Source organism: Ectopseudomonas khazarica (genome assembly GCF_017915135.1).
Lineage (GTDB): Bacteria > Pseudomonadota > Gammaproteobacteria > Pseudomonadales > Pseudomonadaceae > Aquipseudomonas > Aquipseudomonas khazarica.
In genome coordinates, this window is record NZ_CP068551.1 from 1,129,374 (window position 1) to 1,152,866 (window position 23,493).

A 23,493-nucleotide genomic window follows, 5' to 3' on the forward strand; every position below is an offset into this window, starting at 1 on the left:
TAGCGATGTCCAGCGTTCGTCACGCCCGCGTCATCATCCTGGGTTCCGGTCCGGCCGGTTACAGCGCCGCCGTGTACGCCGCGCGGGCCAATCTCAAGCCGTTGCTGATCACCGGCATCCAGGCGGGTGGGCAGCTGACCACCACCACCGAAGTGGACAACTGGCCTGGCGACCCCCACGGGCTGACCGGTCCGGCCCTGATGCAGCGCATGCAGGAGCATGCCGAGCGGTTCGAGACCGAGATCGTCTTCGACCATATCAATGCCGTGGATCTGGCTGGCAAGCCCTTCACCCTGGTGGGCGACAGCGCTACCTACAGCTGCGACGCGCTGATCATCGCCACGGGCGCCAGTGCGCGTTACCTGGGCCTGCCCAGCGAGGAGGCCTTCATGGGGCGCGGCGTGTCGGCCTGCGCCACCTGCGACGGCTTCTTCTATCGCGGTCGCGAGGTGGCGGTGGTCGGTGGTGGTAACACGGCCGTCGAGGAGGCGCTGTACCTGGCCAACATCGCCAGCAAGGTGACGCTCATCCACCGCCGCGATACCTTCCGGGCGGAGAAAATCCTCCAGGACAAGCTGCGTGCGCGCATCGCCGAGGGCAAGATCGAGTTGCAGCTCAATGCCGAGGTCGACGAGGTGCTGGGCGATGCCAGTGGCGTCACCGGCGTGCGCCTGAAGCAATACGGCGGCGCGTACCGCGAGCTGAGTGTGGACGGTCTGTTCGTGGCCATCGGGCATACCCCCAATACCGGCCTGTTCGACGGCCAGCTGGCCTTGCAGGATGGCTACCTGGTGGTCGACGGCGGTCGTGCGGGCAATGCCACCGCGACCAGCGTCGCCGGCGTGTTCGCCGCTGGTGACGTGGCCGACTCGGTCTATCGCCAGGCGATCACCTCGGCCGGTGCCGGCTGCATGGCCGCGCTGGACGTGGAACGCTATCTCGACGGGCTGTGAGGCCTTAACCGCGTTGCTCGCGGTCGTCGCAGGCGCCGGCCCACAAGCTCCTGCGGGGCTGCGCTCGGGCTGCTCAGTCCGGCCAGTGCCATGGCGGCTCGTCCAGCATGCCCTGGCCGCGGATGCAGGTCTGGCCGAGCTGCTTGTCCAGCTCCAGGATGTTGCACTCGGGGCTTTCCCTGAGCGTGGCGATCAAGCGGCTGGCGTGGGACACGACCCATACCTGGGTCTGCCGCGAGGCGGCGATGATCAGGCGCCCGAGCGCAGGCAGCAGGTCCGGGTGCAGGCTGGTTTCCGGCTCGTTGAGCACCATCAGCGAGGGTGGCCGTGGCGTGAGCAGGGCGGCGACCAGCAGCAGGTAGCGCAACGTGCCATCGGACAGTTCGGCGGCTCCCAGCGGGCGCAGCAGGCCCTCCTGGTGCAGCTCGACGACGAAGCGCCCGCCGGCCTGGAAGTCGATGCGCAGGCGACTGCCGGGGAAGGCGTCGTCGATGGCGGCGTCCAGTGCGGCGGGGTCACCGATCTCGCGGATGGTCTGCAGGGCTGCGGCCAGGTCGCGGCCATCGTGATGCAGCACCGGCGTGCGTGTGCCCAGCTGTGGCTGCCGTGCCGGCGCGTCGGCGTCGCTGCGGAAATGATCGTAGAAGCGCCAGCGGCGTATGGTTTCCCGGAGCTGGAAGACTTCCGGGCAACCGGGGTCGTTGCCGATCTGATCGAACAGGCTGTCGTAGTTCGGGAGGTGCTGGGCCAGTACCTCCCAGCTGCGGCCCTCACGCATGCGCACCATGGGGCCGGCGCGATCCACCAGCAGCGACGCCGGTCGGTAGCTGGCACCGGCCCAGATGCACTCGCGCTTGATCTCCGGGTCGAGGGCGAAGGCGCTGGGCGTGGTGCGATCCTCACCCGAGTTCGACTCGGGAAGGCCCAGGGCGATGCTGTAGCCGAAATCATCCCCGACGAACCCTAGGCGCAGGCGCATGGCGCCCTGTCGCGGGCCGCCCTGCACGGCTACCTCGCCATTGCGCATGCGCCGGGACACCTTCTCCGGCCCGGCCCAGAAACTCGACTCCAGGCCACCTTCACGGGCCAGGGCGTTGACCACGCCGCCTTGCGCGGTCTCCGCCAGCAGGCGCAGGGCGCGATACAGGTTGGACTTGCCGCTGCCATTGGCGCCCGTGATCAGGTTGAGCCGCCCCAGCGGCAGGATCAGGCGGTTGATCGAGCGGTAATTGGCAACGGCGAGGGTGTGCAGCATGAGTGTCGTCCTGACGGGTTATCGGCGGCCATGGCGCGGCGCAAAGGCCCACCAGGCCAGCAGCGGGTAGCACAGGTAGTGCAGGCTGAAGAGAAACAGGCCCATGGGGCTGGGTGTGTCCTGCAGGTACATCATGCCCAGCAGACCCAGGTAGAGCAGCCCCAGTACGCCGCCATAAAGCGCCGTGAAGCGCCAGCGCTCCGCGTTGCTGGGCGCACGCCCCTGGCGCCAGTGGAACACCAGCGCCAGGCCGGCGGCGATGGCGGCGGCAATCAGCAGGGTGGTGATCATCCCGCCGAGGCGCACGAAGGTGCGCAGCAGCAGGTTGAGCAACACAGCCGTGATCACGCCGGCAGCGGCGTAGTAGCGCAGGTGCAGGGGTTCGCTCATAGCGCCTTGGCCAGGCCGAAGCGTTTGCTCAGCAGCCGTTGCAGCAGCGCGCGCGGCAACAGCGCGGCGAGCAGGGGCAAGGCGCGGCTGCCGTTGCCCAGGCGCAGCAGGCGCGGGCGCTTGTCGCGCTGGACGGCGGCGAACAGGTGCGCGGCAAAATCGCTGGCCGGGGTCGGGTTGTCCTGCGAGGCCCTGGCGCGCGCGCGAATGCCCTCGCGCAATGGCCACCAGGGCGAATCCTCGCGAATCAGTGCTTCGGCCTGCTGGCTGGCGCTGGCGCCGAAACTGGAGGCGATGGCGCCGGGCTGCACTTCCATCACCTCGATGGCGAAGGGCGCCAGTTCCATGCGCAGCGCATCGCTCAGGGCATGCACCGCCGCCTTGGAGGCGCAGTAAGCGCCGGCGAAAGGGGTGACCAGGATGGCCGACACGCTGCCGATGTTCACCACCAGGCCACGACTGCGGCGCAACAGGGGGAAGAACGCACGGGTGACGCCGACGATGGCGAACACGTTGGTCTCGAACTGCTGGCGCATGGCGTCCACGCCACCGTCGAGCAGCGGGCCCATGGCGCCATAGCCGGCGTTGTTGATCAGGACGTCGAGGCCGCCGATCTCCTCGCCCAGGCGCTCGGCCAACTGCTGCAGAACCTGGCCATCGTTGACGTCGAGTGCTACCGCATGAAAACCGGCCTGTTGCAGTTCGGCCAGGTCGGACGCCTTGCGCGCCGTGGCCCAGACGGCATAGCCGCCGGCCTTGAAGGCATCGGCCAGGGCGCGGCCGATGCCGCTGGAGCAGCCGGTGATGAGGACGCTGGGTTGAGGCATGCGCGGGACTCCCTGAGACGCGAATGGGGCTGCAGCTTAGCAGCCACGGCCGCAGTCATGGCCAACGTCCGCTGCCGGTGTTTCTGCGTTCATGGGACGAACTTGCCCTGCAGGCGCTCGGCGCGAAACTCCAGCGTGGACGGGCGATAACCGCTGCGCAGATCGGGCACGGGCAGGCAGTCGTTCCAGCTGGCGCCCGGCAGCAGTTCACCCGGGCCGCTGTAGCGTGGCGACTCGTACAGGCGTTGGGCCAGGTTGGTGGCGTTGCCGGGGCGGTAGGCGGCGACCTCCCAGCGCAGCTCGAGCAGGGCGGCGTCGCTGCCGTTCCTGAGTGCGATGGCCAGCGGGCGGTCGGCGGGGCAGCGCTGCGGGTCGTAGTTCAGGCGCAGTTCGAGGTGGGCGAGGTAGCGCTCGTCGCGGCTTTCCTGCCAGAGCACCCAGGTGGCGACCAGGCCGAGCCCGAGCAGCGCCGCCATGGAAACCGGCAAGGCCTTGCCCGGATAGCGGATCAGCAGGATCAGCCAGGTAATGACGAGTGCGACACCGAACAGCATGAGAACAGCCCTGATTGAAGTCTGCGCTCATCGTACACAAGCTGTCGTCGCACGGGTAACCGCCGAGGCGTTACCGGGGATGTGCGCAGGAGCCGGCAGGCCGGCTCCTGCGTGGGGCGCTTACCTAGCCATGTGCCGCCACCGCGTCGCTGCGGCCGTAGACATCCTCCAGGCGCTCGATGTCGTCTTCGCCCAGGTAGGTGCCGGACTGCACCTCGATGATCTCCAGCGGGATCTTGCCCGGGTTGGACAGGCGATGCACCGAGGTCATCGGGATATAGGTGGACTGGTTCTCGGTGAGCAGGAACTCGCGGTCGTCGCAGGTCACGCGGGCCGTGCCGGATACCACGATCCAGTGTTCGGCGCGGTGGTGGTGCATCTGCAGCGACAGCTGCGCCCCCGGCTTGACGGTGATGTGCTTGACCTGGAAGCGACCGCCCATGTCCACCGAGTCGTACGAGCCCCAGGGGCGGTAGACGGCACAGTGGTTCTGGGTTTCGCTGCGGCCTTGCGCGTCGAGCTTGCCGACCAGCTTCTTGACGTCCTGCACGCGGTCCTTGTGCGCCACCATCGTGGCGTCCTTGGTCTCCACCACGACGATGTCGTCCAGGCCGAGCACCGACACCAGCTTGCCGTTGCCGTGCACCAGGCAGTTGCGGCTGTCTTCCAGCAGCACGTCGCCGCTGACCACGTTGCCGGCGGCGTCCTTGTCGTGCACTTCCCAGATCGACGACCAGCTGCCGACGTCGTTCCAGCCTGCCGACAACGGCACCACGCAGGCGCGATCGGTCTTTTCCATTACCGCGTAGTCGATGGAGTTGTCCGGGCAGCAGGCGAAGGTGGCCGGGTCGATGGCGATCTGCTCGCCCTCGCGCTGGCTGCGCTCCAGGGCCAGCAGGCAGGTGTCGTAGATATCCACGTCATGCTGCTTGAGCTCTTCCAGGAAGCGGCTGGCGCGGAACAGGAACATGCCGCTGTTCCAGTAGTAGTTGCCGCTCTCGACGTACTCGGAGGCACGCTTGGCGTCGGGTTTCTCGACGAAGCTGGAGACCCGTGCGACGCCGTCCGGCAGCTCGCCGTCGGTCTCGCCGAGGATGTAGCCGTAGCCGGTCTCCGGGCGGTTGGCCGGTACGCCGAACAGCACCATCTCGCCTTTCTCGGCGGCCACGGTGGCCAGCGCCAGCGCCTGGCGGAAGGCTTGCTGGTCATCCAGCACATGGTCGGCCGGCAGCACCAGCATCAGCTCGTCGCGACCTTCGGCCAGCAGTTGCAGGGCTGCCATGGCCACGGCCGGCGCGGTGTTGCGGCCGAAGGGTTCGAGCAGCAGCAATTGCGCCTGCTGGCCGATCTGCTCCAGCTGCTCCTGGACGATGAAGCGGTGTTCCTGGTTGGACACCAGCACCGGAGGCTGCATGCCTTCGATGGACAGGCGCTGCAGGGTTTGCTGGAACAGCGTCTGCTCACCGGTCAGGGCGAGGAACTGCTTGGGGTACAGCTTGCGCGAAAGAGGCCAGAGTCGCGAGCCGCTGCCACCGGAAAGGATGATAGGGGTCATGGTTGTGTCTCTCCTGAACGATTGATCAAGTGGTTTGCCCGTGTCGTGTCGGTGCGACGTGTACCCGCCGTTTTCCTTGTTCTGCAGAAGCCGTGGATGGCCTCAGCCATCGATGGGGCGCTTGACCCAGACCGGCGACAACTTGCCCTGGGCGCCGGTGACGAACAGGCTGACCACCTCGCCGCGCTCCAGCGTGACCGGCTTGAGGTCGGCGACCTTGCGCTCGCCTTCGAACAGCGCCAGGCCGACCTTCACCGGGTTGATCTCGCGGTCGCCACGGCCATCGGGTGCGACGTCGGCGACCACGGCGGTCTTGCCGTCGGCGGTCTTCAGGCTGAGGGTGCTGTCGCTGAGGTTCTGCACGCGCAGCATGGCTTTCTGCCGGCTGCTGAAGGGCGGCTCCTCGACCAGGCGCGGCTTGGCGCCGCTCTGGCTGACCAGGGTGTAGTAGTGCTCGGGTTGCAGCTGCACCGGCATCTGCGCAGTGCCGACCTGAGCCTGGTAGCTGCCCGCCGGGAGGAACTTGAAGTCGCTGGAGCCCAGCGGCGAGATCTGCTTGAGCTGGGTCTGGCCGACGCTGACATCGAGTTCGGCGCTGCTGGCGTTGTACGCACGGACGAAGGCCGAGCCCTTGGGCGCCTTGGGCCCGTAGAGCGCACCGTCATCGGCGGCGTGTGCCTGCAGCATGCCGAGGCCGAGGGCCAGCGCGCAGGTACCCAGGGTGAAGCGGCGCAGGGTGGTTGGTTTGGTCATTGGATAGTCCTCCTTGGGGGATGAATCAGTGGCTGGCCGCAGCCAGCCCCTGGCGCTCGCCGCCCGCCTTGAGGGCGGCGAGCCATTGCGGGTCGAAGTCGGTGAAATCGCTGGTCATCGGCAGGTAGCGCTCGGGGAACTCCCAGATCACCAGCTGCGGCGGGTTGTCCGCGAATTCCTCGCTCTGCAGGTACTTGAGCATCGGCACCAGCGGGCCTTCGCCTTCCTCGGCGTAGTTGCCGAGGTCACGCTGCAGGTGCTGGCGCAGCGCGCCGGCGAAGTTCCAGGCCGGGTTGGCGCTGTAGCTGGTGCCGACCAGGGCCACCGGCATGTCGCTGTCGGCGAACAGGTCGTCGCTGCTGGCCTGGGCGCTGTGGGTTTCGCGCTGTTGCAGCTGATCGGCTCGCGGCAACAGGCTTTCGAACAGCGGCGCCAGGGGCAGGAAGCGGGTCAGGTCGCCCTGGTGCGCGCGGGTCTCGACGGTCTCGGTCACGAACCTCTGGGGTTCGCCACGCAGCTGCACCGCGCTGCGCACCACGTCGCTCAGGGCGCGTGCGGTGACATCGGCGCCCTGGGGCGTCCAGTGGGTATCGGTACGCAGGAACATCTGCGCCTTGCCCTTGCCGGCCAGCAGCGGGCCGAGCAGGTCGGGCGCGGCGATTCCGGCATTGCGCACGGCGCGGTGGAAGCGCGGGTAGAGGCTGGTCTGCAGGGCACTCGGGTGGTGCTCGCCGGTGTGTTCCGGATACAGGCGGGTCTTGGCCGGGAGGATGGCCAGCACCAGGTGGATGTCGCGTTGTTCCAGCTGGCGCTGCACGCCCCGGATCAGCGCCAGGTTGTCGCGCATCTGGCGCTGGGCGTCGGGCACCGGGTCGAACTCCTCGTCCGAGTACAGCCAGCCGCCGTCACCGATCACCAGGCCGCTGCGCCCTTCGCCGAAGGCCAGGTACTCCAGCGCTGCCCACAGGTTGATGCCAGCCTGCTTCAGGGGGAACTGCTCGTCGTAGTGCTGCTCGATGCTCTTGGCCAGGCCGCCATCCAGCACGCTGGACTTGGCCGGCATGCGGTAGTCGGCGAGGTTGGCCAGCGCGAGCAGGCTGACGGGCAGCAGGAGCAGGCTGAACAGTACGACGTAGAGCGTCTTGATGGGGCGGTTCATCATCGGCCTCCGTTCAGAACTGGAAGTAGAGGAAGGGGGAGTAGCTCTGCGCCGAGAGCTTGAGCAGCGAGGCGCAGAACAGCAGGAGCAGCGCGCCACGCAGGGCGACCGTGCGCAGGTCCACGGCCTGCAGGGCAGCGCCGGTGCCGGCCAGGGTCATCCCCGGCGCGTGGCGACGGCCGGCGAGGAACTGCCGGGCGCCGCACAGGGCGATCACCACCCAGGCCAGGAGCAGCGTGCTCATCTGCAGGCCGGTGATGCGCGCCAGGGTCAGCTCGCTCAGGTGCCAGTCGTCGAAGGCGAACAGGGCGGCGTACATGCGCCCGGCGACCTCGAGGTTCTCGGCGCGGAAGATCACCCAGCCGAGCATCACCAGCAGCAGGGTGAAGGCCCACTTGAACAGGTTGAACTGGGTGGCCGCGGCCTTCACGCCCAGTGCGCGCTCGATGGCCAGCCAGGTGCCGTGCCAGGCGCCCCAGATCAGGAAGGTCCAGTTCGCGCCATGCCAGAAACCGCCCAGCAGCATGGTCAGGAACAGGTTGCGGTAGGTGTTGAAGGTGCCGTGGCGGTTGCCCCCCAGCGGTACGTACAGGTAGTCGCGCAGCCAGGTGGACAGGCTGATGTGCCAGCGTCGCCAGAATTCGGTGATCGACTGGCTGATGTAGGGCTGGTTGAAGTTTTCCATGAAGCGGAAGCCCATCATCAGGCCCAGGCCGATGGCCATGTCGCTGTAGCCGGAGAAGTCGAAGTACAGCTGCGCGGTGTAGGCGACCATGCCCAGCCAGGCCTCGCCGGTGGTCGGGTTGTCCAGCGCGAAGCAGTGGTCGACCAGCGGTGCCAGGCTGTCGGCGATGAATACCTTCTTGACGAAGCCCTGCATGAAGCGCGTGGCGCCTTCGGAGAACTTGTCCAGGCTGTGCGTGCGGTCGGTGAACTGGTCGGCCAGGTCCTTGTAGCGCAGCACGGGGCCGGCGATCAGCTGCGGGAACAGGGCGATGAACGCGGCGAAGTTGATCAGGTTGCGCGTGGGTTCGGTGTCCTTGCGGTACACGTCGATCAGGTAGCTGATCGACTGGAAGATGTAGAAGGAAATACCGATCGGCAGGATCACCTGGGTCAGCACGAACGGCTGCATGCCGGCGGCTTCCAGCAGGGCATTGATGTTGGCCACGCCGAAGTTGGCGTACTTGAAATAGCCCAGGGTGGCCAGGTTGCCGATCACCCCCACGGCCACCCAGCGGCGCGCTGCCTGGGTGCCGGCATGCGCCTGGATACGCAGGCCGAAGAGGTAGTTCCACAGCGTCACGGCGGCGAACAGCAGGAGGAAGTCCACCCGCCACCAGGCGTAGAAGGTGTAGCTGCCGATCAGGATCAGCAGGTTGCGCCCGCGGTTCGGGCACAGGTAGTACAGGCCGAGGAAGATCGGCAGGAACAGGAACAGAAATACGTTGGATGAAAAGACCATCCGTGCTTCTCCGTGAACAGCCGGGGCAGCGCCCCCCTTTCCCCCCGCGAGCGGAGGGTTTGTTTTGCTACGTGTAGGAGCCGGCTTGCCGGCGATCGGCTTCTGAAAGCATCGCCGGCAAGCCGCCTCTAGGGCTTTTCGAACACCTGCGTCACCTCGCCGCCGAGGCGGAAGCTGTTGAACGGCCCCCTCTCCTGGTTCAACTCGCGGGTCTGCTCGTCACAGGCATAGAGGCTGCAGTAAGGCGCCAGCCAGGCGTACTTGTAGTCCTTGTGCAGCTCTGCCATGTCCTGCTCGGCGCCGCTGCGACGGGCAAAGGCAGCGGGGTCGCGGGCACCTTGCAGCACCCGTTCGGCCAGGCGTTGCAGGGCGCCGTGATTGGCGTCGCGCAGGTCGACATCGTTGGCCTGGGCGAATGCGGCGATCATCGCCAGCGGCGGCAGGGCGTAGTTGTGGTACGCCAGGGCGCGCTGGCTGCGACGCATCTCGTTGGCCAGGTAGCCGTCGGCATCGACCTGGCCGGCGGCGACGCGGAACTGCTCCACCGACCAGTCGAACAGGTCGCGGCGATCGGCGATGACGGCCACCGCCATCACCGACCAGGCGGCCCAGTAGCTGTGGTTGTTGATCTTGCGCAGCGGCAGGCCGCTCCATTCACGCACCGTGTGCTCGGCCAGGCGGGTGAACCAGGCCTCGATGCGCGCGCTCTGCTGCGGGTAGGCCGCCAGCGGCTGCGACTCGGAGAACTTCAGGCGCAGCCAGGCGCCGGCGAGGCTGCCCAGCGCCCATTTGCGCATCGACTTGCCGGTGTGGTTGAACTGCTCGGACTCCAGGGCATCGGCGCTGGCCCACTGGTCGAGCCACTCGACGGCGCAGTCCAGGTGGCCCTGCTGACCGGTGCGCATGTAGTAAGTGATCATCCGTCCGGCTTCCTTCTCCAGACGGGTGATGTTCGCGGTCTGCTCGCGGAAGTTTTTCTCGGCCTTGCGGTTGAGCGTGGCGCGCGCGCTGTTCGAGCCTTCGTACTTGCTGGTGAACTGCAGGTCGCCGGTATAGGGACGGGGCACGGCCTGGCAGCTGGGCGCTTCGCCGCCGCGCTGGCCGACGGCGGCGTGGTAGCCGGGCGGCGGTTGCAGCGCGGCGAAGGCCGGGGCGCTGAGCAGCAGGCTCATGAGCGTGAGTGGGGCGAGTCGCATGGGCATGGTGGCCTCCTCAGTCGTCCGCGCCGTGCCGGGCAACCTGCTGGGCGGCGCCAGTCGGGCGCTGACACAGGCTGGCCTGGACTTTCAGGTCGTCGTCGCTGTCTGCGGGCTTCTCGATTTCCAGGGCGAAGAAGTTCTCGTCGCCCCAGCCCGGCTCGTCACGCAGTTCGACGGCGAAGCGTCCGTCGGTATCGACGGTGTTGGGCTTCTCCAGCTTGATCTGCTCGCGGCGGCCGTTGAGGTACCAGATGGTGGCGTCGACGCGCTTGACCGACGGATCGCTGAAACGCAGGTCGAGCTGGTGGCGATTGCCGGCCAGGGTCAGCAGCTTGTTCTTGCCGTTGACCAGCACCTCGTTGCTGCCGGGATGCAGGCGCTTCTCGCTGCTGAGCAGCTCGGTCTGGCCTGCGCAGCCGTTGTTCAGGGTGGCCATCAGCTGACGGTGGATCTTGTCCGAGGCCAGGTCGTACAGCGGCGAGAACTCCCAGATGAGAATCTGCGGCGGGTCGTTCTGGAACGACTCGCTGCCCAGGTATTCGAGCATCGCGCCTTCCAGGCCACCGCCCGGAAAGGCAGCGTTGAGCACGTCGGTGCCCAGGTACTCTTCGAGGAAACCGCCGAAGTTGTAGTTCTTGCCGCTGTGGCTGGTGCCGACCAGGGTGATCCTCGGGCTGCTCTCGTCGCCGAACAGGGCGTCGCCGTCGCTGGCGTCCTTGGGTTCGGTGATGAACTGGTCGACGTACTGCACCGCGTAGCCGGTGCCGCACAGCTGGCTGGCGACGTTCTGCATGGTGCCGGTCTTGCCCATCAGGCCGACGCGCTGGGTGACGAATTCCTTGCGTGGGATGTCCTCGAAGCCGGGAATGCGCTTGATCGTTTCGGCCACCAGGCGCGCAGTGCGCTCGGCGCCATAGGGGGTCCAGTGCTGGTCGCGGCGGAAGTAGAAGTCCTGCTCGCTGTGTTCGTCGGTGAGGCCGCTCAGGTCGGGGACCCAGATCCCCAGCTGCTCGAAACGGTTGAGGGCCTGGCGGTAGTTGCGCAGGGCCTTGTCGTAGTCGAAGCGCTGGTAGTCGGCGGGGCGCAGCTTGTCGCGATTGACCAGGCCACGGGTCGGTTGGTAGACCACCACCAGCTCGACGCCGCGCTGCTTGAGGCCGTCGCGCAGTTCCTTGAGGCGGCGATAGCCGACCTCGCTGGTGCCGAACTCGGTGCGCAGGTCTTCCACGCTACGGAACAGCCAGCCTTCGTCGGCATCGAGCAGGGTGACGAAGTTCTTCATGTAGTTGCTGGTGTAGCGGCTGGCGTCGTGCGCTGCTGGGCACAGCGAGCAGCAGTCCTCGACCTGATACTGCGGCGCCTGCCGCTCTTCGGCTTGCAGCGCCGTACTGGCCAGGGCGCAGGCCATGCTCAGGGAGAGGAGTTTGAAGGGCGATGGTGTCATCTTTGGCCTCATCAATTGGTCAGTTTCTCGGGCTCGATCGGGTCGATCAGCACGGGCAGGCGCTGGCGCACCATGAGGTCGAGAATCTCGTCCTGCTTCTCGCCGAGAATCCCGGCCAGCTGGATGCCGCTGGCCTTGCTCGGCGCGAGCATCTTCACGCGGTACATCTCGACGGAAAGCGGCGAGTCGATGTTGATCGGGCTGGAGCCGTTGCCGGCCAGGGTGCCGCCGACGATGATCATCGAGATCTTGGTGTCGAACGGGTCGAGCTCCAGGTCGCGGTCGGTGTTGCTCAGGTCCTTGATGTGGCCGTACACGCCGGTCAGCTGGTTCATCGCCGACAGGTTGTCGTAGAGGCGGATGTTCTCGCTGTTGCGGATGCGGATGCCGTGGCGCCGGTTGCGCAGCACCTGGTTGCCCCACAGCAAGTTGTCGCCGCTCTCGTACAGCGTGATGCCGTCGGAATGGTTGCCGTGCACGCGGTTGTAGGCGATCAGGTTGCGCACGCTGCTGCGGTCGATCACCACCCCGGAGAGTTTGTTGTCGTAGCTCTCGTTGTTGATGATCCAGCTGTCGTTGACCTCGCGCGAGATGATGATGCCGTGCTTCTTCTTGGTACCGAACACGGTGTTCTCGGCGATGATCAGGCCGTGCGAGCGGTCGTGCGGGTCGATGCCGTAGACGATGTTGTCGCGGTAGGTGTTGCCCTTGATCACCACGTTCTGCGCTTCGTAGCAGTAGAAGCCGTACCAGTGGTCGACGAACTCCGAGTCGATCAGCCAGCCGGTCGGCTCTGCACGCTGCAGGCGCTCGTGCATGTTCGGCGTGTACTGGGTGATCGACACGCCGTAGGACTTGGAGTTGTCGTAGCCCAGGCTGGTCAGCACGCTGCTGGCGATGTACAGCTCGCTGCCGCCCCAGGACACCAGGAAGGGGCGAAACTCCTTGGCCTCGCGGAAGGTCGCCGGGCCGTTGTCCGCCTCGCGCCAGGCGGTGACGCGGGTGTCGGTGAGGAACATCAGGCCGTCGTTGACCAGGAACGCGCCGCGTTCCTGCGACAGGCGCAGCTCGCGGGTTTCCTTGCCGACGTGCAGCGCGGCGCCCGCGGCGACGACGATGGGCAGGCGGGCGATGTACACGCCCGGTGCCTGCTCGGCGAACTGGCTGTCGGGCAGCGCCTCGGCCAGGTCCTGGGCGGTGACCAGGCCGCCTTCGATGAAGATCGCGTGGGGCATGCCTTGCTGGCGCTCGATCCATTCGCGCAGGCGCTCGTTGCCCCCGGTGAAGTCCTTCAGTGCGTCCTGGCGCAGCATGCGCCGCACCACCACCTTGCCCTTGTGCCCGCGCGGAATCTTCGCCAGCACGGCGTCCTTGGTGTAGCCGGACAGGTCCGGCAGCTTGGGCGTTTCCATGTGCAGCTCCTCGGCCGGAGCGCTGCGCACGCGGTAGTCGAACTGGTGGTGCTGCGGGTTGGCCTGGGCCAGCGGCACGCCGAGGCACAGCGCACCGAGCAGCAGGGGTAGGGCTAAGCCGTTGGGTTGCATGGTCCGATCCCTCAGAAGCGCCAGATGAAGTCGACGAAGGCGCGGTGCATCACCGAGTCGGTGCCGCTGCCATAGGCATCGCCGGGCAGGAACACGCCGGCGCGCAGGCGTACCAGTGCCGAGCGCTCGTCCAGCTGTTCGGCCACGGCGGCCGGCAGCAGGCCCTGCTTGAAATAGCGGGTGAGCACCAGGTCGACTTCCTGGCCGATGTCTTTCTCGCCGGCTTGCAGCGGCGCGGTGATGCCGCTGTCACCGACGTCCTGATCGTCATCGACGCGCCAGAAACGGTGGTAGACGACGCTGGCGTCGTAGTCCTCGCCCAGCTGCAAGGAGCTGAATGCACTGGCCACCTGCAGGTTGGAGAGCTCGCCGCGGAAGGCCTCGCCGTAGCGGTGCAGGCGCGATTCGACGCCGGTGAAGTTGGCACGGTTGCTCTGCAGGCCGGTCTGCATGAACTGGTGCGAGGTATCGTCATCGCCACCGCCGCTGCCACGGGCGTAGGCAGCGCCGACCTTCCAGTTGTCATCGAGGCTGTAGCGCAGGCCCAGGTCGATTGCCCAGGCGTCGACGTCCTGGCTGCGCGAGCCGGTGGCCAGGCGCTCGTCGCCGACCACCTGCTGTTGCAGCTGGTCGGTGTCGCCCTGCAGCCAGGTCAACTGCGCCCAGTAGTTGAGGCGGTTGCGCGAGTTGCGCTCGAAGAAGCCGCCGTCGGCGTGCACGCCGAACCAGGTGAGGTCGCCGGTGTAGCGCTTGCTCAGCTCGTCGATGCGCTCGCCGGGGTTGGCCAGGTGGCCGTCGTCGCGGCTGTGGTGCAGCTTGGCGCCGATGCGATGGCCGGGCGTCCACTGGTAGTCGAGGCCGGCGAAGACGTGCTGGCGATCCTCGTCTTCGGGCGCCAGGTCGTCGAGGTCGGTGCGGTAGTCGGAGAAGCGCTCGGCGACACCGACGGTGGCTTGCAGCAGGGTGGTGTCGAAGCGCCAGTTGACGGCCTCGATATTGGTGTCCCACCAGCTGCCTTCGTCACTGCGCAGGCGCTGGCGCCCGACGCGCAGGTGCTCGCCGGGGTACGCGGTGAGGCCGGCGTAGTCGACCCAGAATTCGCGCAGCGCCAGGTAGCTCTTGTCCGGCTGACGTGCGTCGTTGCCTTGCTCGCTGGTTTCGCCATCGTCCTGCAACGGGTCGGTCTCGATGGTATCGGTGGCGGTCACCGCCTGGCCCATGGCGAAGGCGCTCCAGTTGCCACGTTCGCCGTAGACCCAGGGCCGAACGTCGAGGCCGAGGCCGTTGACGTCACCGCCGCTGCGGGTGCCCAGGTCGCGGTCGTCTTCCGATTGCGCGGTGATCTTCACGTCCAGGCCGAAATTCTTCGTTGCATCCGCTGCCCAGACGGGGGCGGTGCTGGCTGCCAGCAGGCTGGCGCCCAGTCCCAGTTGACTGACGATACGGTTTAGCTGCATGCGGGCATCCTTGTTCATGGCTGGCTGACCTGCAGGGCGGCCTGCTGCTGCAGGACGATGCCACGAGCATCGCGCTCCTCGCGCAGCAGGCGCTGGCCCTCGGCCAGTTGCGCTGGGGTCAGGCTCTCGGCCACCGCGTGCGCCAGCTCGAAGGTCGGCGGCGTGTTGCGCGGCAGGGCCAGCTGGCTGAAGACGTAGGCGTTGACCGGGTTGGGCTTGACGCCACGGCCCTGGCTGAACATCTGCGCCAGGGCGAAATCGGCGCTGAGCTGGCCGGCGCGGGCGGCGCTGAGCAGGTGGTCCAGGGCCTGCTGGGCGTAGACCTCGCCGAGGTAGCCACGCAGGTAGAGCTGTCCCAGGTAGTAGTTGGCGCTGGGCTCGCTGGGCGCGGCCTTGCGCAGGTGCTGCTCGGCCTTGTGCGGTTCTTTCGGCAGCAGCTTGCCTTCGTAGTACAGGCGCCCCAGCAACAGCTCGGCGCGCGGCAGGGCGGCTTCGCGGCCCTTGTCCAGGTAGCCGAGCAGGGTCTCGGTATCGCCCTGCGCCGGGTAGTCGTAGAGCAGACGCGCCAGGCTGACCCAGGCCGCCGGGTAGTCCGGGGCGATGGTTTCGAGCAGGTCCTGGGCACGTTGCGGCTGCGGCTGGCCGAGCTCGGCATCGCTGAGCACCTGGGCCACGGACTCGACCTGGTTGGGCGAGACAGTGCCCGTGCGGTAGCCGGCCAGCAGCTGCTCGAGCAGCGCTTCGCGGTCGTCTTCGCGATTCTGCTTCTGGTACACGGTCGCCAGTTCCGCATAGCAGGCGTCGTTGCTGGCCAGGCGGGCCTGGCAGATGCGTTCGATCTCGCCCAGGTGCTGGTCGTAGGTGCCATCGGTGCGGTACAGGAGAATCTGCGCCAGCTCGGCCTGCGGCCGGCCTTCCTGGCGCCAGTCTTGGATACGTTGCGCGATGTTCATGGCGGGAAAGTCCTGTGGGTAGAACAGGTAGAGTTCGGTCAGCGGCAGCAGCGCGCTCGGCTCGCCGGCGCGGCTGGCGCTTTCCAGCAGCTCGGCGGCTTCCTGGCGCTCGGCCAGGCTGCTGCCGGGCTTGCGTGCCAGCAGCTTGCCGAGGCGTGCCTTGGCCCGAGGCGAACCGTCCAGGGCCTGGCGATAGATGCGCTCGGCCTCATCCAGATCCTGGTCCTGGCCGCCGGCCGCGTAGATATCGGCCAGGCCGATCTGCGCGTCGCTGTAGCCCATCTCGGCGAGTTGACGGAAATGCCATTCGGCAGTCTGCTGGTCGCCGCTGTGCAGGGCTTCACGGGCCAGGCGCTCGTCCGGCAGGCCGGCGCAACCGGCCAGCGTGGCGCCGACGGCCAAACCGAGCAGGGCGGGGCGAAGAAGGAGCATGCTCACGGCGATCTCCTCAGCGACCTGCGGCGACGGCGCGATCGACCAGCCAGCTCAGCGACGGGCCACGGTCGATGACCACATCCACCGGCTGTCCGGCGAGGCTGGCGGGCAGGGTGTCCTGCGGCTTGATCACCACGCGGATGTCCGAGCTCAGGCCGCCGTCGTGCAGGCTGCTGCTGACGATCTCGCCGCGCCGCGACTGCGCTTCACCCGCGACCTTGAAGGTCACCGGCGTGCCTGGGCGGGCCTGCTCCAGGTGGCGGTAGGGGAAGCTGGCGCTGACGGTGGCCACGCCATCCTGCGGCACCAGCTCGAAGATCACGTCGCCCTTGCTGGCGAACTGGCCGTCCGCGACCAGCTGACGGGCGATCTTGCAGTTGCACGGGCTGGTCAGGGTGCCCTGCATCTCGCGGGCGAACAGCGCCTCGATCTGGCTCGGCTCGAGCTGGTCGTCGCCCAGGTGGCCCTTGAGCATCTCCAGCATGCTGGTGGTGAAGGTGGCGATCGGCGCGCCTTTCTCGATCATCCCGTCAGGCTGAGCCAGGCTCTGCACGCTGCCCTCGCGCGGCATGGTCACCTGCAGCGCCGGCAGGCTGATCTGCGCCGACTGGGCATGGGTGACGAAGTACAGGCCGTAGATCGACTTGCCGATGTAGCCGAAGGCGGCCAGGCCGATGAGGAAGATGGCGCCACTGAAGGTGACCGCACGCAGGCGGCCGAACATGCCCATGCCGCTGCCGGAACCGTTCTTGCGCGCCTTGGTGAAGTTGTCGCGCTGGAGGATGTGCAGCACTTCGCCGACATTGACCAGCTCGCCGGCCAGGTGGGCGCTGATCAGGTGGCGCAGGGCGGCCGTCTCGCGGGCGCCGAGGCCGTGGAACTGGCAGCCGACGCGGTTGTGCTCGGGCTGCACCGAGGTGACCTGGAACTCGATGTCCAGGCCCAGGACCAGGCTGTCGAGCTGGAACTGCAGCTGGCCGCGATGGAAGTCGCCGACCTTGTGCGTGGCGTTCTCGCTGGTGAAGCTGAAACCACCCGCGGAGACATCCTGCAGGCGCGCGTCGATGCGCTCGCGCTGGGCATTGCTGTAGCGCAGGCGCCCGGGCAGCTTGACGCGGGCGTGCTGGCGCTGGGCTTCGGACTCATGGACGACGTTGAGATTGGCGACAGAGTTCATGGTGGCTAATTCCTATTCGAGTACGGTCACACCAGCGCCAGCAGCGCGGCGATGAAGACGGAGGCGGCAGAGAAGGTCATGGCGCGTGACGACCAGCTGTTGAACCAGCTGGCGAAGCTGGACAGGCCACGGTTCAACTTGGTCGGTTGACGGGTCCAGGACTGCTGGTCGAGGCGGAAGAACACGTAGATCTTCACCAGCGCACCGACGATCTGGTTGTAATAGAGAAGGACCGGGTAGGCCGGGCCGATGCGATGCCCGGAGAGCATCAGCAGCAGGGTCAGGATCAGGCGCGTGCTGCCGATCCACAGCAGGTAGATCAGCAGGTACATCAGGCTGTACTTGATGCTGGCGATGAGCGCCACGCACAGGCCGAGGATGCAGGTCCACATCGATACCCGCTGATCGAACAGCACCAGGCTGGTGAAGGCACCGAGGCGCTTCACACCCAGGCGCAGGGCGCGCGAGTTCTGCCGCAGGTTGTTGCCGTACCAGCGGAACATCAGCTTGCGGCTGGCCTTGATGAAGCTCTTCTCCGGCGGGTGTTCGACCGTGTTGATGCTGGCGTCGGGCACGTAGAAGGTGTCGTAGCCCAGGCGCATCAGGCTGAACCAGCTGGATTTGTCGTCGCCGGTGAGGAAGCGGAAACGCCCCAGGCGCCAGTGTTCCAGGTGATCGCTCTCGACGTCGGTGATGAACTCGGGGTTGGTCACCACGCTGGCGCGGAACACCGACATGCGGCCGGTCATGGTCAGCACGCGCTTGGAGAGTGCCATCGAGCACATGTTGAGGTGGCGTTGGGCGAAGCGCAGCTTGTGCCATTCGCTCATCAGGTAGCTGCCGCGCACCTCGCAGAACTCGTTGGTGGTCAGGCCGCCGACGTTGGGGAACAGCTTGAACCAGGGTACGCATTTCCTGACCACGCCCGGGTCGAGCACGGTGTCGCCGTCGATCACCGCCGCGACCGCATGCTCGTCCGGCATCTGCCGGGAGATGGCGCGGAAACCGTGAGCCAGGCCATCACGCTTGCCGGTGCCGGGGATGCGCACGATGTCCAGCTTGACGTGCTCGGGGGGCTCGGCCTGCGCCCAGAGGTTCTTGATCAGCAGCTCGTCGGAGAGCTCGACGATCGAGCACACCACGGTGGTCGGGTAGCCGCAGTCGATGGCTTCGCGAATCACCGAGCGGTAGACCATGGCGGTGGTCAGCGCGTCGATGCGAAAGCTGGTGACCATCAGGAAGACATGCGAAGGGTCCGCCGCCTTGCCCAGCTTGAGCACCTTGCGGCGATACCAGGGGTAGACCAGATAAAGGAACAGGCAGCCGCGCACGAAGTGCATGGCGCCCATGGAGTAGCGCCAGATGCCGACGATGCCGATGAGCAGGAGGAAGTCCCGCGATTCGGGGTCGAACACCGTGCGTGGCAACGCCAGGGCCAGGAGCATCAGCAGGCTGAGATAGAGCAGCCAGCCGCTGGCTTCGTTGAGGCCGTTCTTGAACTTGTCCATATGTGTCTCTCGGTGCCCGCGTGCATGGCACGCGGGCACGCCAGGCCCTTACCAGCAGATCCCTTCGGCCACGCCATTACTGGCGTGGGGCATGAAGCCCACCAGGTCGATCACGCGCTTGCCGCTCGGCGCCTGCTCGGCCAGTTTGGCGAAGCGCTCGTCGCTGTTGCCCAGGACGATGATGTCGGCCTTCGCCACCACGTCTTCCAGGTCGCTGTTGAGCAGCGAGGAGACGTGCGGGATCTTCGACTCGATGTAGTCCTTGTTGGCGCCGTGAACGCGGGCGTACTCGACGTTGCGGTCGTAGATGCTCAGGTCGAAGCCCTTGCCGATGAGCATTTCCGCCAGCTCCACCTGCGGGCTTTCGCGCAGGTCATCGGTGCCGGCCTTGAAGCTCAGGCCGAGCAGGGCGACCTTGCGCGAGTCATGACTGGAGATGATGTCGAAGGCCTTCTGCACCTGGGCGGCGTTGCTGCGCATCAGCGAGCCGATCAGCGGCGCCTCCACGTCCAGGCTGCCGGCACGGTAGTTCAGGGCGCGCACATCCTTGGGCAGGCAGGAGCCGCCGAAGGCGAAGCCGGGCTTCATGTAGTAGCGAGAGAGGTTGAGCTTGTGGTCCTGGCAGACCACGTCCATCACCTCGCGACCATCGACGCCGACGGCCTTGGCGATGTTGCCGATCTCGTTGGCGAAGGTGACCTTGGCGGCGTGCCAGACGTTGCAGGTGTACTTGATCATCTCGGCGACTTCGATGTCCTTGCGGATGACCGGTGCGTCCAGCTCGCTGTAGATGCTTTCCAGCAGGTCGCCGGAGGCGCGGTCCAGCTCGCCGATGACGGTCATCGGCGGGAAGTCGTAGTCCTTGATCGCGGTGCTCTCGCGGAGGAACTCGGGGTTCACCGCCAGGCCGAAGTCGACGCCGGCCTTCTTGCCCGAGCAGTCCTCGAGGATCGGCAGCACCACGTTCTTCGCGGTGCCCGGCAGTACGGTGCTGCGTACCACCACGGTGTGGCGCTCGCCCTTGTCGCGCATGGCCATGCCGATCTCGCGGCACACGCCTTCGATATAGTTCAGCTCCAGGTCGCCGTTCTTCTTGCTCGGCGTACCGACGCAGATGAACGACACATCGCTTTCCAGTACGGCTGCAGCGACATCGGTGGTGCCGCGCAGGCGGCCCTGACGCAGACCCTGTTGCAGCAGTTCTTCCAGGCCCGGTTCGACGATGGGCGACTTGCCGTTGTTGATCAGGTCGATCTTGTGCGCGGAAATATCCACGCCAATCACGTCATGGCCGCGAGCTGACAAACAGCCGGCACACACGGCCCCTACATAACCCAAACCGAAGATACTGATTCGCATGGTATTCACCTCGTCCGTATGATGCAGTTTCAAATACTGGCCTTATGGCCAAAACGCGTCCGTGAACTTGCTGTTCATTACAGCGGCAAGTTCATTCAGGCATAAGTAGAGTGGGGCACCGGAAGTGGTGCCAAGTACGGGCCTTTATAGGAAAGTGGCCCTTTGATGTTGTCGCTTGCGCCTCGCGGGAGGCCTCTGTTTCAGTGCTTTGGCGGGTTCGTGAATCTCCCTGTTGAATACAGGAACTTTCGTTTGGGCGAATCTGTCCGGCGAAAGTTAATTCGCAATCAGGCAGGTTCAGTGACAAAGAAAGTTATGTATTGAAATGTGTTACGGGCTGTATGAGTCGTGGCGCTTTCCGATAGTTCCTACCGTTCGTCCTGATGCTGAACCGGAGCTGAACGGCTAATTGATCGCAATATAGTAGCAAGTTTGCAAAATGCATGATGGCACATCGCGATTTAATTAATTCGAAACTATCCGATAACTAAACAGCGTGATAAGTTCGCTGGAAAGTTGGGACGAGCTGAAACTGTGATGCCAAGCAGGTTTCTGCATGCGCAACGCCGTGCCGGGGAATCTTTGCCGCGTGCAGGAATCGGGGCGGGGATATGGCGGGGGATAGGTGAGGACGAGGTGCGCGGGGCGGATGCGGAGCCCGCGCACCAGCCGATAGGCGGTGCACGGGCGGCCAGGTCGGGTTCAGTCCTGGGGCTGGTCGCGCAAGAAAACCAGCTTGTCGGCCTGGGACTGTTCGGCCGAGTAGCGGTAGCCCTGATAGTTGAAGTCCTTCAGGCCTTCGGGGTCGTTCAGGCGTTCCTTGATCACGTAGCGGGCCATCAGGCCGCGTGCTTTCTTGGCGTAGAAACTGATGATCTTGTACTGGCCGTTCTTCAGGTCCTTGAACTCGGTGTCGATGATGCGTGCGTTCAACGCCTTGCGCTTGACCGCGCCGAAGTATTCGTTGGACGCCAGGTTGAGCAGCACGTCGTCGCCCTGGGCCTGCAGCGCTTCGTTCAGCCAGCCGCTGATGCGTTCGCCCCAGAAGGCATAGAGGTCCTTGCCTCGGCCATTGACCAGCTTGGTGCCCATTTCCAGGCGATAGGCCTGCATCAGGTCCAGTGGCCGCAGCACGCCATACAGGCCGGACAGCATGCGCAGGTGGGCCTGGGCGAAATCGAAGTCCTCCTCGGAGAGGTCTTCGGCATTCAGGCCGGTGTAGACATCACCCTTGAACGCCAGCAGCGCCTGCTTGGCGTTGGAGGGGTTGAACGGACGTTCCCAGCTGCCGAAGCGCGCGGCGTTGAGACCGGCGAGCTTGTCCGACAGGCCCATCAGCTCGGCGATCTGGGCCGGGCTGAACTCGCGCAGCTGGGCGATCAGTTCCTGGGCGTGGTCGAGGTGCTCGGGTTGGGTGAAGCGCGGGGTGGCGGGTGGCGTCTCGTAGTCGAGGGTCTTGGCCGGTGAAATCACCATCAGCATGGGCAGGGTCTCCAGAAAGCGTGGCGACGATTCTAGAGGTCGGGGATCGGCAAGACCACCTATCGGGGCGATTGACCGCGACCGCGTCGACACCTGCTCAGGCATCGGCGTGCTGGTGATCCTGTCGGCATGGGTTGCCGGCGGAGGGAAGCAGAGGGACGCATGCGTGAAGACCAGCGCTGCACCGCATTGGCGCGGGGGATGCTGCATGAGGGTGCGGCGATTCGGCGCAGAAGGCCGGGTAGGACTTAGGACTTAGGACTTTAACGGTGTCCTGCGTGAGCGCCAAGCGCTATCTGTCGCACCGACAAATAAACCCCGGGTTCGAGAAAAAAACATTTTTCTGTCATGCGAATTGGGGTAATAAAAAAGCAAGACCGCCGAAACCTGCAGACAGGTGGCGGCCATTGGCCCTCACCTTGCTTGCCACCTTTCGGCCCCGATCTGAAAAATCGGCGGTCTCTGTCCGGCGCAGCACCGACCCTGGTTTTGCGTCGCCCGGCTACGACAAGAAGGTGACCGAGTATGGATGACCACGGACGCTCCAAGCCCACCGCTCCAACCCTCTACGCCCTCGACACCAACGTCCTGATTCACGATCCCAATGCCCTGCTGAACTTCGAAGAACACCACGTCGCCATTCCGATGACGGTGCTGGAAGAGCTCGACAAGCTGAAATCCGGCAAGCATGGTGTCGCCGCCGAATGTCGCCAGGCGATCCGTCTGATCGACCAGATCCTCGCCGGAGCCGAGCCCGAAGACGTCGAATACGGTGTACCCATACAGCGCGGCAAGAGCGGCCCCTGCGGGCGTCTTTCCATTCTCATGAGCAAGAGCGCGGCGCCGGTGACCTGGCTGCCGGAGAACCTCAACGACAACAAGATCATCAACCAGCTGGTGGAGCTGAAGACACGTAATCCCGGGTTGTCCGTGGTGCTGGTGACCAAGGACATCAACATGCGCCTGAAGGCGCGTGCCTGTGGCATTGACGCCGAGGACTATCACACCGACCAGCTGGTCGATGACGTCTCCCTGCTGTCGAAGGGATACCACGACCTGCCCGGCTCGTTCTGGGAGCGTGTGAGCAAGGTCGACACCCGCCAGGATCATGGCCGCACCTGGCATCGCGTGCAGCTCACCGACAACCTGCCTGCCGTGCACGTCAACGAGTTCATTCTCGATGAGCAGGGTTTCGTCGGCTGGATCAAGGCCATCAAGGGCGACGAACTGGTGATCCTCGACATGCACCAGGAGCCGCTGCTGCATCAGGAAGCCTGGGGGCTCAAGCCGCGCGACATTCACCAGGCCCTGGCGCTGTTCGCGCTGCTCGACCCGGACATTCACCTGGTCAACCTGTCCGGTGCCGCCGGTTCGGGCAAGACCATCCTGGCGCTGGCGGCGGCCATCGAGCAGACCATGGTCAGCAAGCGTTACCGGCGCATCATCGCTACCCGCAGCGTGCAGGGGCTGGACCAGGAGATCGGCTTCCTGCCCGGTACCGAGGCGGAGAAGATGGAGCCCTGGCTCGGCGCCATCACCGATAACCTCGAGGCCCTGCACATGGAGGACGAAAGCACCCATGGCAGCGTCGACTACATCCTGCAGAAGGTGCCGCTGCAGTTCAAATCGCTCAACTACATCCGCGGGCGCAGCTTCCAGCAGAGCCTGATCCTCATCGACGAGTGCCAGAACCTCACGCCGCACCAGATGAAGACCATCATCACGCGTGCGGGCAGTGGCTCGAAGGTGGTGTGCCTGGGCAACCTGGCGCAGATCGATACGCCATACCTGTCGGCGCCCAGCTCGGGGCTGACCTACCTCACCGAACGCTTCAAGGATTTCCCTCACGGCGTTCACATCACCCTGCAAGGCGTGCCGCGCTCGATCCTCGCGGAGTACGCGGAAAGCCACATGTAACCTTTGGGCGGGCAGCCATTCGCGCCCCTGTTCGCAAGAACAGGGGCGTTTTTATCGGGCGGGAGTCGTAGGTGCGGCTACAGCCACGATATTCGCGGATCACCTGC

At 65.8% G+C, this 23,493-nt stretch carries 20 protein-coding genes; 3 read left to right on the forward strand and 17 right to left on the reverse strand.

The window, feature by feature from the left end; genetic code table 11:
- Positions 1-5: 5 nt before the first annotated feature.
- Positions 6-953 (forward strand): thioredoxin-disulfide reductase, encoded by a 948-nt coding sequence (gene trxB / locus JLK41_RS05140; RefSeq protein ID WP_037046785.1) that lies wholly within the window; start codon positions 6-8, stop codon positions 951-953.
- A gap of 73 nt (positions 954-1,026) precedes the next feature.
- Here trxB and JLK41_RS05145 read toward each other — a convergent pair whose 3' ends face one another.
- The 17 genes from JLK41_RS05145 to yaaA form a co-directional block, all read right to left on the reverse strand.
- Positions 1,027-2,208, reverse strand: coding sequence for an AAA family ATPase (locus JLK41_RS05145; protein ID WP_134678111.1), 1,182 nt, complete (start codon positions 2,206-2,208; stop codon positions 1,027-1,029).
- Between the two features lie 18 nt (positions 2,209-2,226).
- Entirely contained in the window at positions 2,227-2,598 is a 372-nt protein-coding gene (locus JLK41_RS05150) for a hypothetical protein (protein ID WP_037046790.1), read from the reverse strand.
- Positions 2,595-3,425, reverse strand: a complete 831-nt coding sequence (locus JLK41_RS05155) for an SDR family oxidoreductase (protein WP_210390497.1) — start codon at positions 3,423-3,425, stop codon at positions 2,595-2,597. The genes JLK41_RS05150 and JLK41_RS05155 overlap by 4 nt, the downstream gene beginning before the upstream one ends.
- An 89-nt stretch (positions 3,426-3,514) precedes the next feature.
- Entirely contained in the window at positions 3,515-3,979 is a 465-nt protein-coding gene (locus JLK41_RS05160) for a hypothetical protein (protein ID WP_037046803.1), read from the reverse strand.
- A 124-nt stretch (positions 3,980-4,103) separates the two neighbouring features.
- Positions 4,104-5,534: a mannose-1-phosphate guanylyltransferase/mannose-6-phosphate isomerase gene (locus tag JLK41_RS05165; RefSeq protein WP_037046805.1), complete on the reverse strand. Its 1,431-nt coding sequence runs from the start codon at positions 5,532-5,534 to the stop codon at positions 4,104-4,106.
- A gap of 102 nt (positions 5,535-5,636) precedes the next feature.
- A complete protein-coding gene (locus JLK41_RS05170) occupies positions 5,637-6,287 on the reverse strand; it encodes an alginate O-acetyltransferase AlgF (RefSeq protein ID WP_210390498.1) in 651 nt (216 codons plus the stop codon).
- 25 nt (positions 6,288-6,312) lie between these two features.
- Complete coding sequence (locus tag JLK41_RS05175) at positions 6,313-7,446, reverse strand: alginate O-acetyltransferase (RefSeq protein ID WP_210390499.1); 1,134 nt, start codon at positions 7,444-7,446, stop codon at positions 6,313-6,315.
- A gap of 13 nt (positions 7,447-7,459) precedes the next feature.
- Positions 7,460-8,911 carry an MBOAT family O-acyltransferase gene (locus JLK41_RS05180; protein ID WP_210390500.1) on the reverse strand — a complete coding sequence of 484 codons (1,452 nt, stop codon included), beginning with the start codon at positions 8,909-8,911 and terminating at the stop codon, positions 7,460-7,462.
- 128 nt (positions 8,912-9,039) lie between these two features.
- Positions 9,040-10,113, reverse strand: a complete 1,074-nt coding sequence (locus JLK41_RS05185; protein WP_134678105.1) for a mannuronate-specific alginate lyase — start codon at positions 10,111-10,113, stop codon at positions 9,040-9,042.
- A 10-nt stretch (positions 10,114-10,123) separates the two neighbouring features.
- Positions 10,124-11,554, reverse strand: coding sequence for an alginate O-acetyltransferase (locus tag JLK41_RS05190; protein ID WP_280527695.1), 1,431 nt, complete (start codon positions 11,552-11,554; stop codon positions 10,124-10,126).
- Positions 11,555-11,565: 11 nt separating this feature from the next.
- Entirely contained in the window at positions 11,566-13,098 is a 1,533-nt protein-coding gene (gene algG, locus JLK41_RS05195; protein WP_150608252.1) for a mannuronan 5-epimerase AlgG, read from the reverse strand.
- Positions 13,099-13,109: 11 nt separating this feature from the next.
- A complete protein-coding gene (locus JLK41_RS05200; protein WP_134678144.1) occupies positions 13,110-14,555 on the reverse strand; it encodes an alginate export family protein in 1,446 nt (481 codons plus the stop codon).
- Between the two features lie 14 nt (positions 14,556-14,569).
- Positions 14,570-15,946: an alginate biosynthesis TPR repeat lipoprotein AlgK gene (gene algK, locus JLK41_RS05205; RefSeq protein WP_210390502.1), complete on the reverse strand. Its 1,377-nt coding sequence runs from the start codon at positions 15,944-15,946 to the stop codon at positions 14,570-14,572.
- Between the two features lie 10 nt (positions 15,947-15,956).
- Positions 15,957-17,120, reverse strand: coding sequence for an alginate biosynthesis protein Alg44 (locus JLK41_RS05210; protein WP_210390503.1), 1,164 nt, complete (start codon positions 17,118-17,120; stop codon positions 15,957-15,959).
- 26 nt (positions 17,121-17,146) lie between these two features.
- The gene (gene alg8, locus JLK41_RS05215; protein WP_210390504.1) at positions 17,147-18,628 is read right to left on the reverse strand and encodes a glycosyltransferase family 2 protein; all 1,482 of its coding nucleotides are present in this window, start codon (positions 18,626-18,628) and stop codon (positions 17,147-17,149) included.
- A 48-nt stretch (positions 18,629-18,676) separates the two neighbouring features.
- Positions 18,677-19,987: a GDP-mannose 6-dehydrogenase gene (gene algD / locus JLK41_RS05220; protein WP_037047397.1), complete on the reverse strand. Its 1,311-nt coding sequence runs from the start codon at positions 19,985-19,987 to the stop codon at positions 18,677-18,679.
- Between the two features lie 702 nt (positions 19,988-20,689).
- Complete coding sequence (gene yaaA / locus JLK41_RS05225) at positions 20,690-21,469, reverse strand: peroxide stress protein YaaA (RefSeq protein WP_210390505.1); 780 nt, start codon at positions 21,467-21,469, stop codon at positions 20,690-20,692.
- Between the two features lie 278 nt (positions 21,470-21,747).
- Between yaaA and JLK41_RS05230 the strand changes: the two genes are divergently transcribed.
- Both JLK41_RS05230 and JLK41_RS05235 read left to right on the forward strand, forming a co-directional pair.
- Positions 21,748-22,002, forward strand: a complete 255-nt coding sequence (locus JLK41_RS05230) for a hypothetical protein (protein WP_134677771.1) — start codon at positions 21,748-21,750, stop codon at positions 22,000-22,002.
- The gene (locus tag JLK41_RS05235) at positions 21,995-23,386 is read left to right on the forward strand and encodes a PhoH family protein (protein ID WP_037046840.1); all 1,392 of its coding nucleotides are present in this window, start codon (positions 21,995-21,997) and stop codon (positions 23,384-23,386) included. Before JLK41_RS05230 ends, JLK41_RS05235 begins: the two co-directional genes overlap by 8 nt.
- The last annotated feature ends 107 nt before the right edge of the window (positions 23,387-23,493 follow it).

Excerpts from the sequence above, each read along its gene's own strand:
- JLK41_RS05235 (WP_037046840.1), top strand. The coding sequence starts at position 21,995 with ATGGATGACCACGGACGCTCCAAGCCCACCGCTCCAACCCTCTACGCC.
- JLK41_RS05180 (WP_210390500.1), bottom strand. The coding sequence starts at position 8,911 with ATGGTCTTTTCATCCAACGTATTTCTGTTCCTGTTCCTGCCGATCTTC.
- JLK41_RS05155 (WP_210390497.1), bottom strand. The coding sequence starts at position 3,425 with ATGCCTCAACCCAGCGTCCTCATCACCGGCTGCTCCAGCGGCATCGGC.
- algG (WP_150608252.1), bottom strand. The coding sequence starts at position 13,098 with ATGCAACCCAACGGCTTAGCCCTACCCCTGCTGCTCGGTGCGCTGTGC.
- JLK41_RS05160 (WP_037046803.1), bottom strand. The coding sequence starts at position 3,979 with ATGCTGTTCGGTGTCGCACTCGTCATTACCTGGCTGATCCTGCTGATC.
- JLK41_RS05210 (WP_210390503.1), bottom strand. The coding sequence starts at position 17,120 with ATGAACTCTGTCGCCAATCTCAACGTCGTCCATGAGTCCGAAGCCCAG.
- algD (WP_037047397.1), bottom strand. The coding sequence starts at position 19,987 with ATGCGAATCAGTATCTTCGGTTTGGGTTATGTAGGGGCCGTGTGTGCC.
- JLK41_RS05165 (WP_037046805.1), bottom strand. The coding sequence starts at position 5,534 with ATGACCCCTATCATCCTTTCCGGTGGCAGCGGCTCGCGACTCTGGCCT.
- alg8 (WP_210390504.1), bottom strand. The coding sequence starts at position 18,628 with ATGGACAAGTTCAAGAACGGCCTCAACGAAGCCAGCGGCTGGCTGCTC.
- JLK41_RS05190 (WP_280527695.1), bottom strand. The coding sequence starts at position 11,554 with ATGACACCATCGCCCTTCAAACTCCTCTCCCTGAGCATGGCCTGCGCC.
- JLK41_RS05170 (WP_210390498.1), bottom strand. The coding sequence starts at position 6,287 with ATGACCAAACCAACCACCCTGCGCCGCTTCACCCTGGGTACCTGCGCG.
- JLK41_RS05175 (WP_210390499.1), bottom strand. The coding sequence starts at position 7,446 with ATGAACCGCCCCATCAAGACGCTCTACGTCGTACTGTTCAGCCTGCTC.
- JLK41_RS05200 (WP_134678144.1), bottom strand. The coding sequence starts at position 14,555 with ATGCAGCTAAACCGTATCGTCAGTCAACTGGGACTGGGCGCCAGCCTG.
- JLK41_RS05185 (WP_134678105.1), bottom strand. The coding sequence starts at position 10,113 with ATGCCCATGCGACTCGCCCCACTCACGCTCATGAGCCTGCTGCTCAGC.
- trxB (WP_037046785.1), top strand. The coding sequence starts at position 6 with ATGTCCAGCGTTCGTCACGCCCGCGTCATCATCCTGGGTTCCGGTCCG.
- JLK41_RS05150 (WP_037046790.1), bottom strand. The coding sequence starts at position 2,598 with ATGAGCGAACCCCTGCACCTGCGCTACTACGCCGCTGCCGGCGTGATC.
- JLK41_RS05145 (WP_134678111.1), bottom strand. The coding sequence starts at position 2,208 with ATGCTGCACACCCTCGCCGTTGCCAATTACCGCTCGATCAACCGCCTG.
- yaaA (WP_210390505.1), bottom strand. The coding sequence starts at position 21,469 with ATGCTGATGGTGATTTCACCGGCCAAGACCCTCGACTACGAGACGCCA.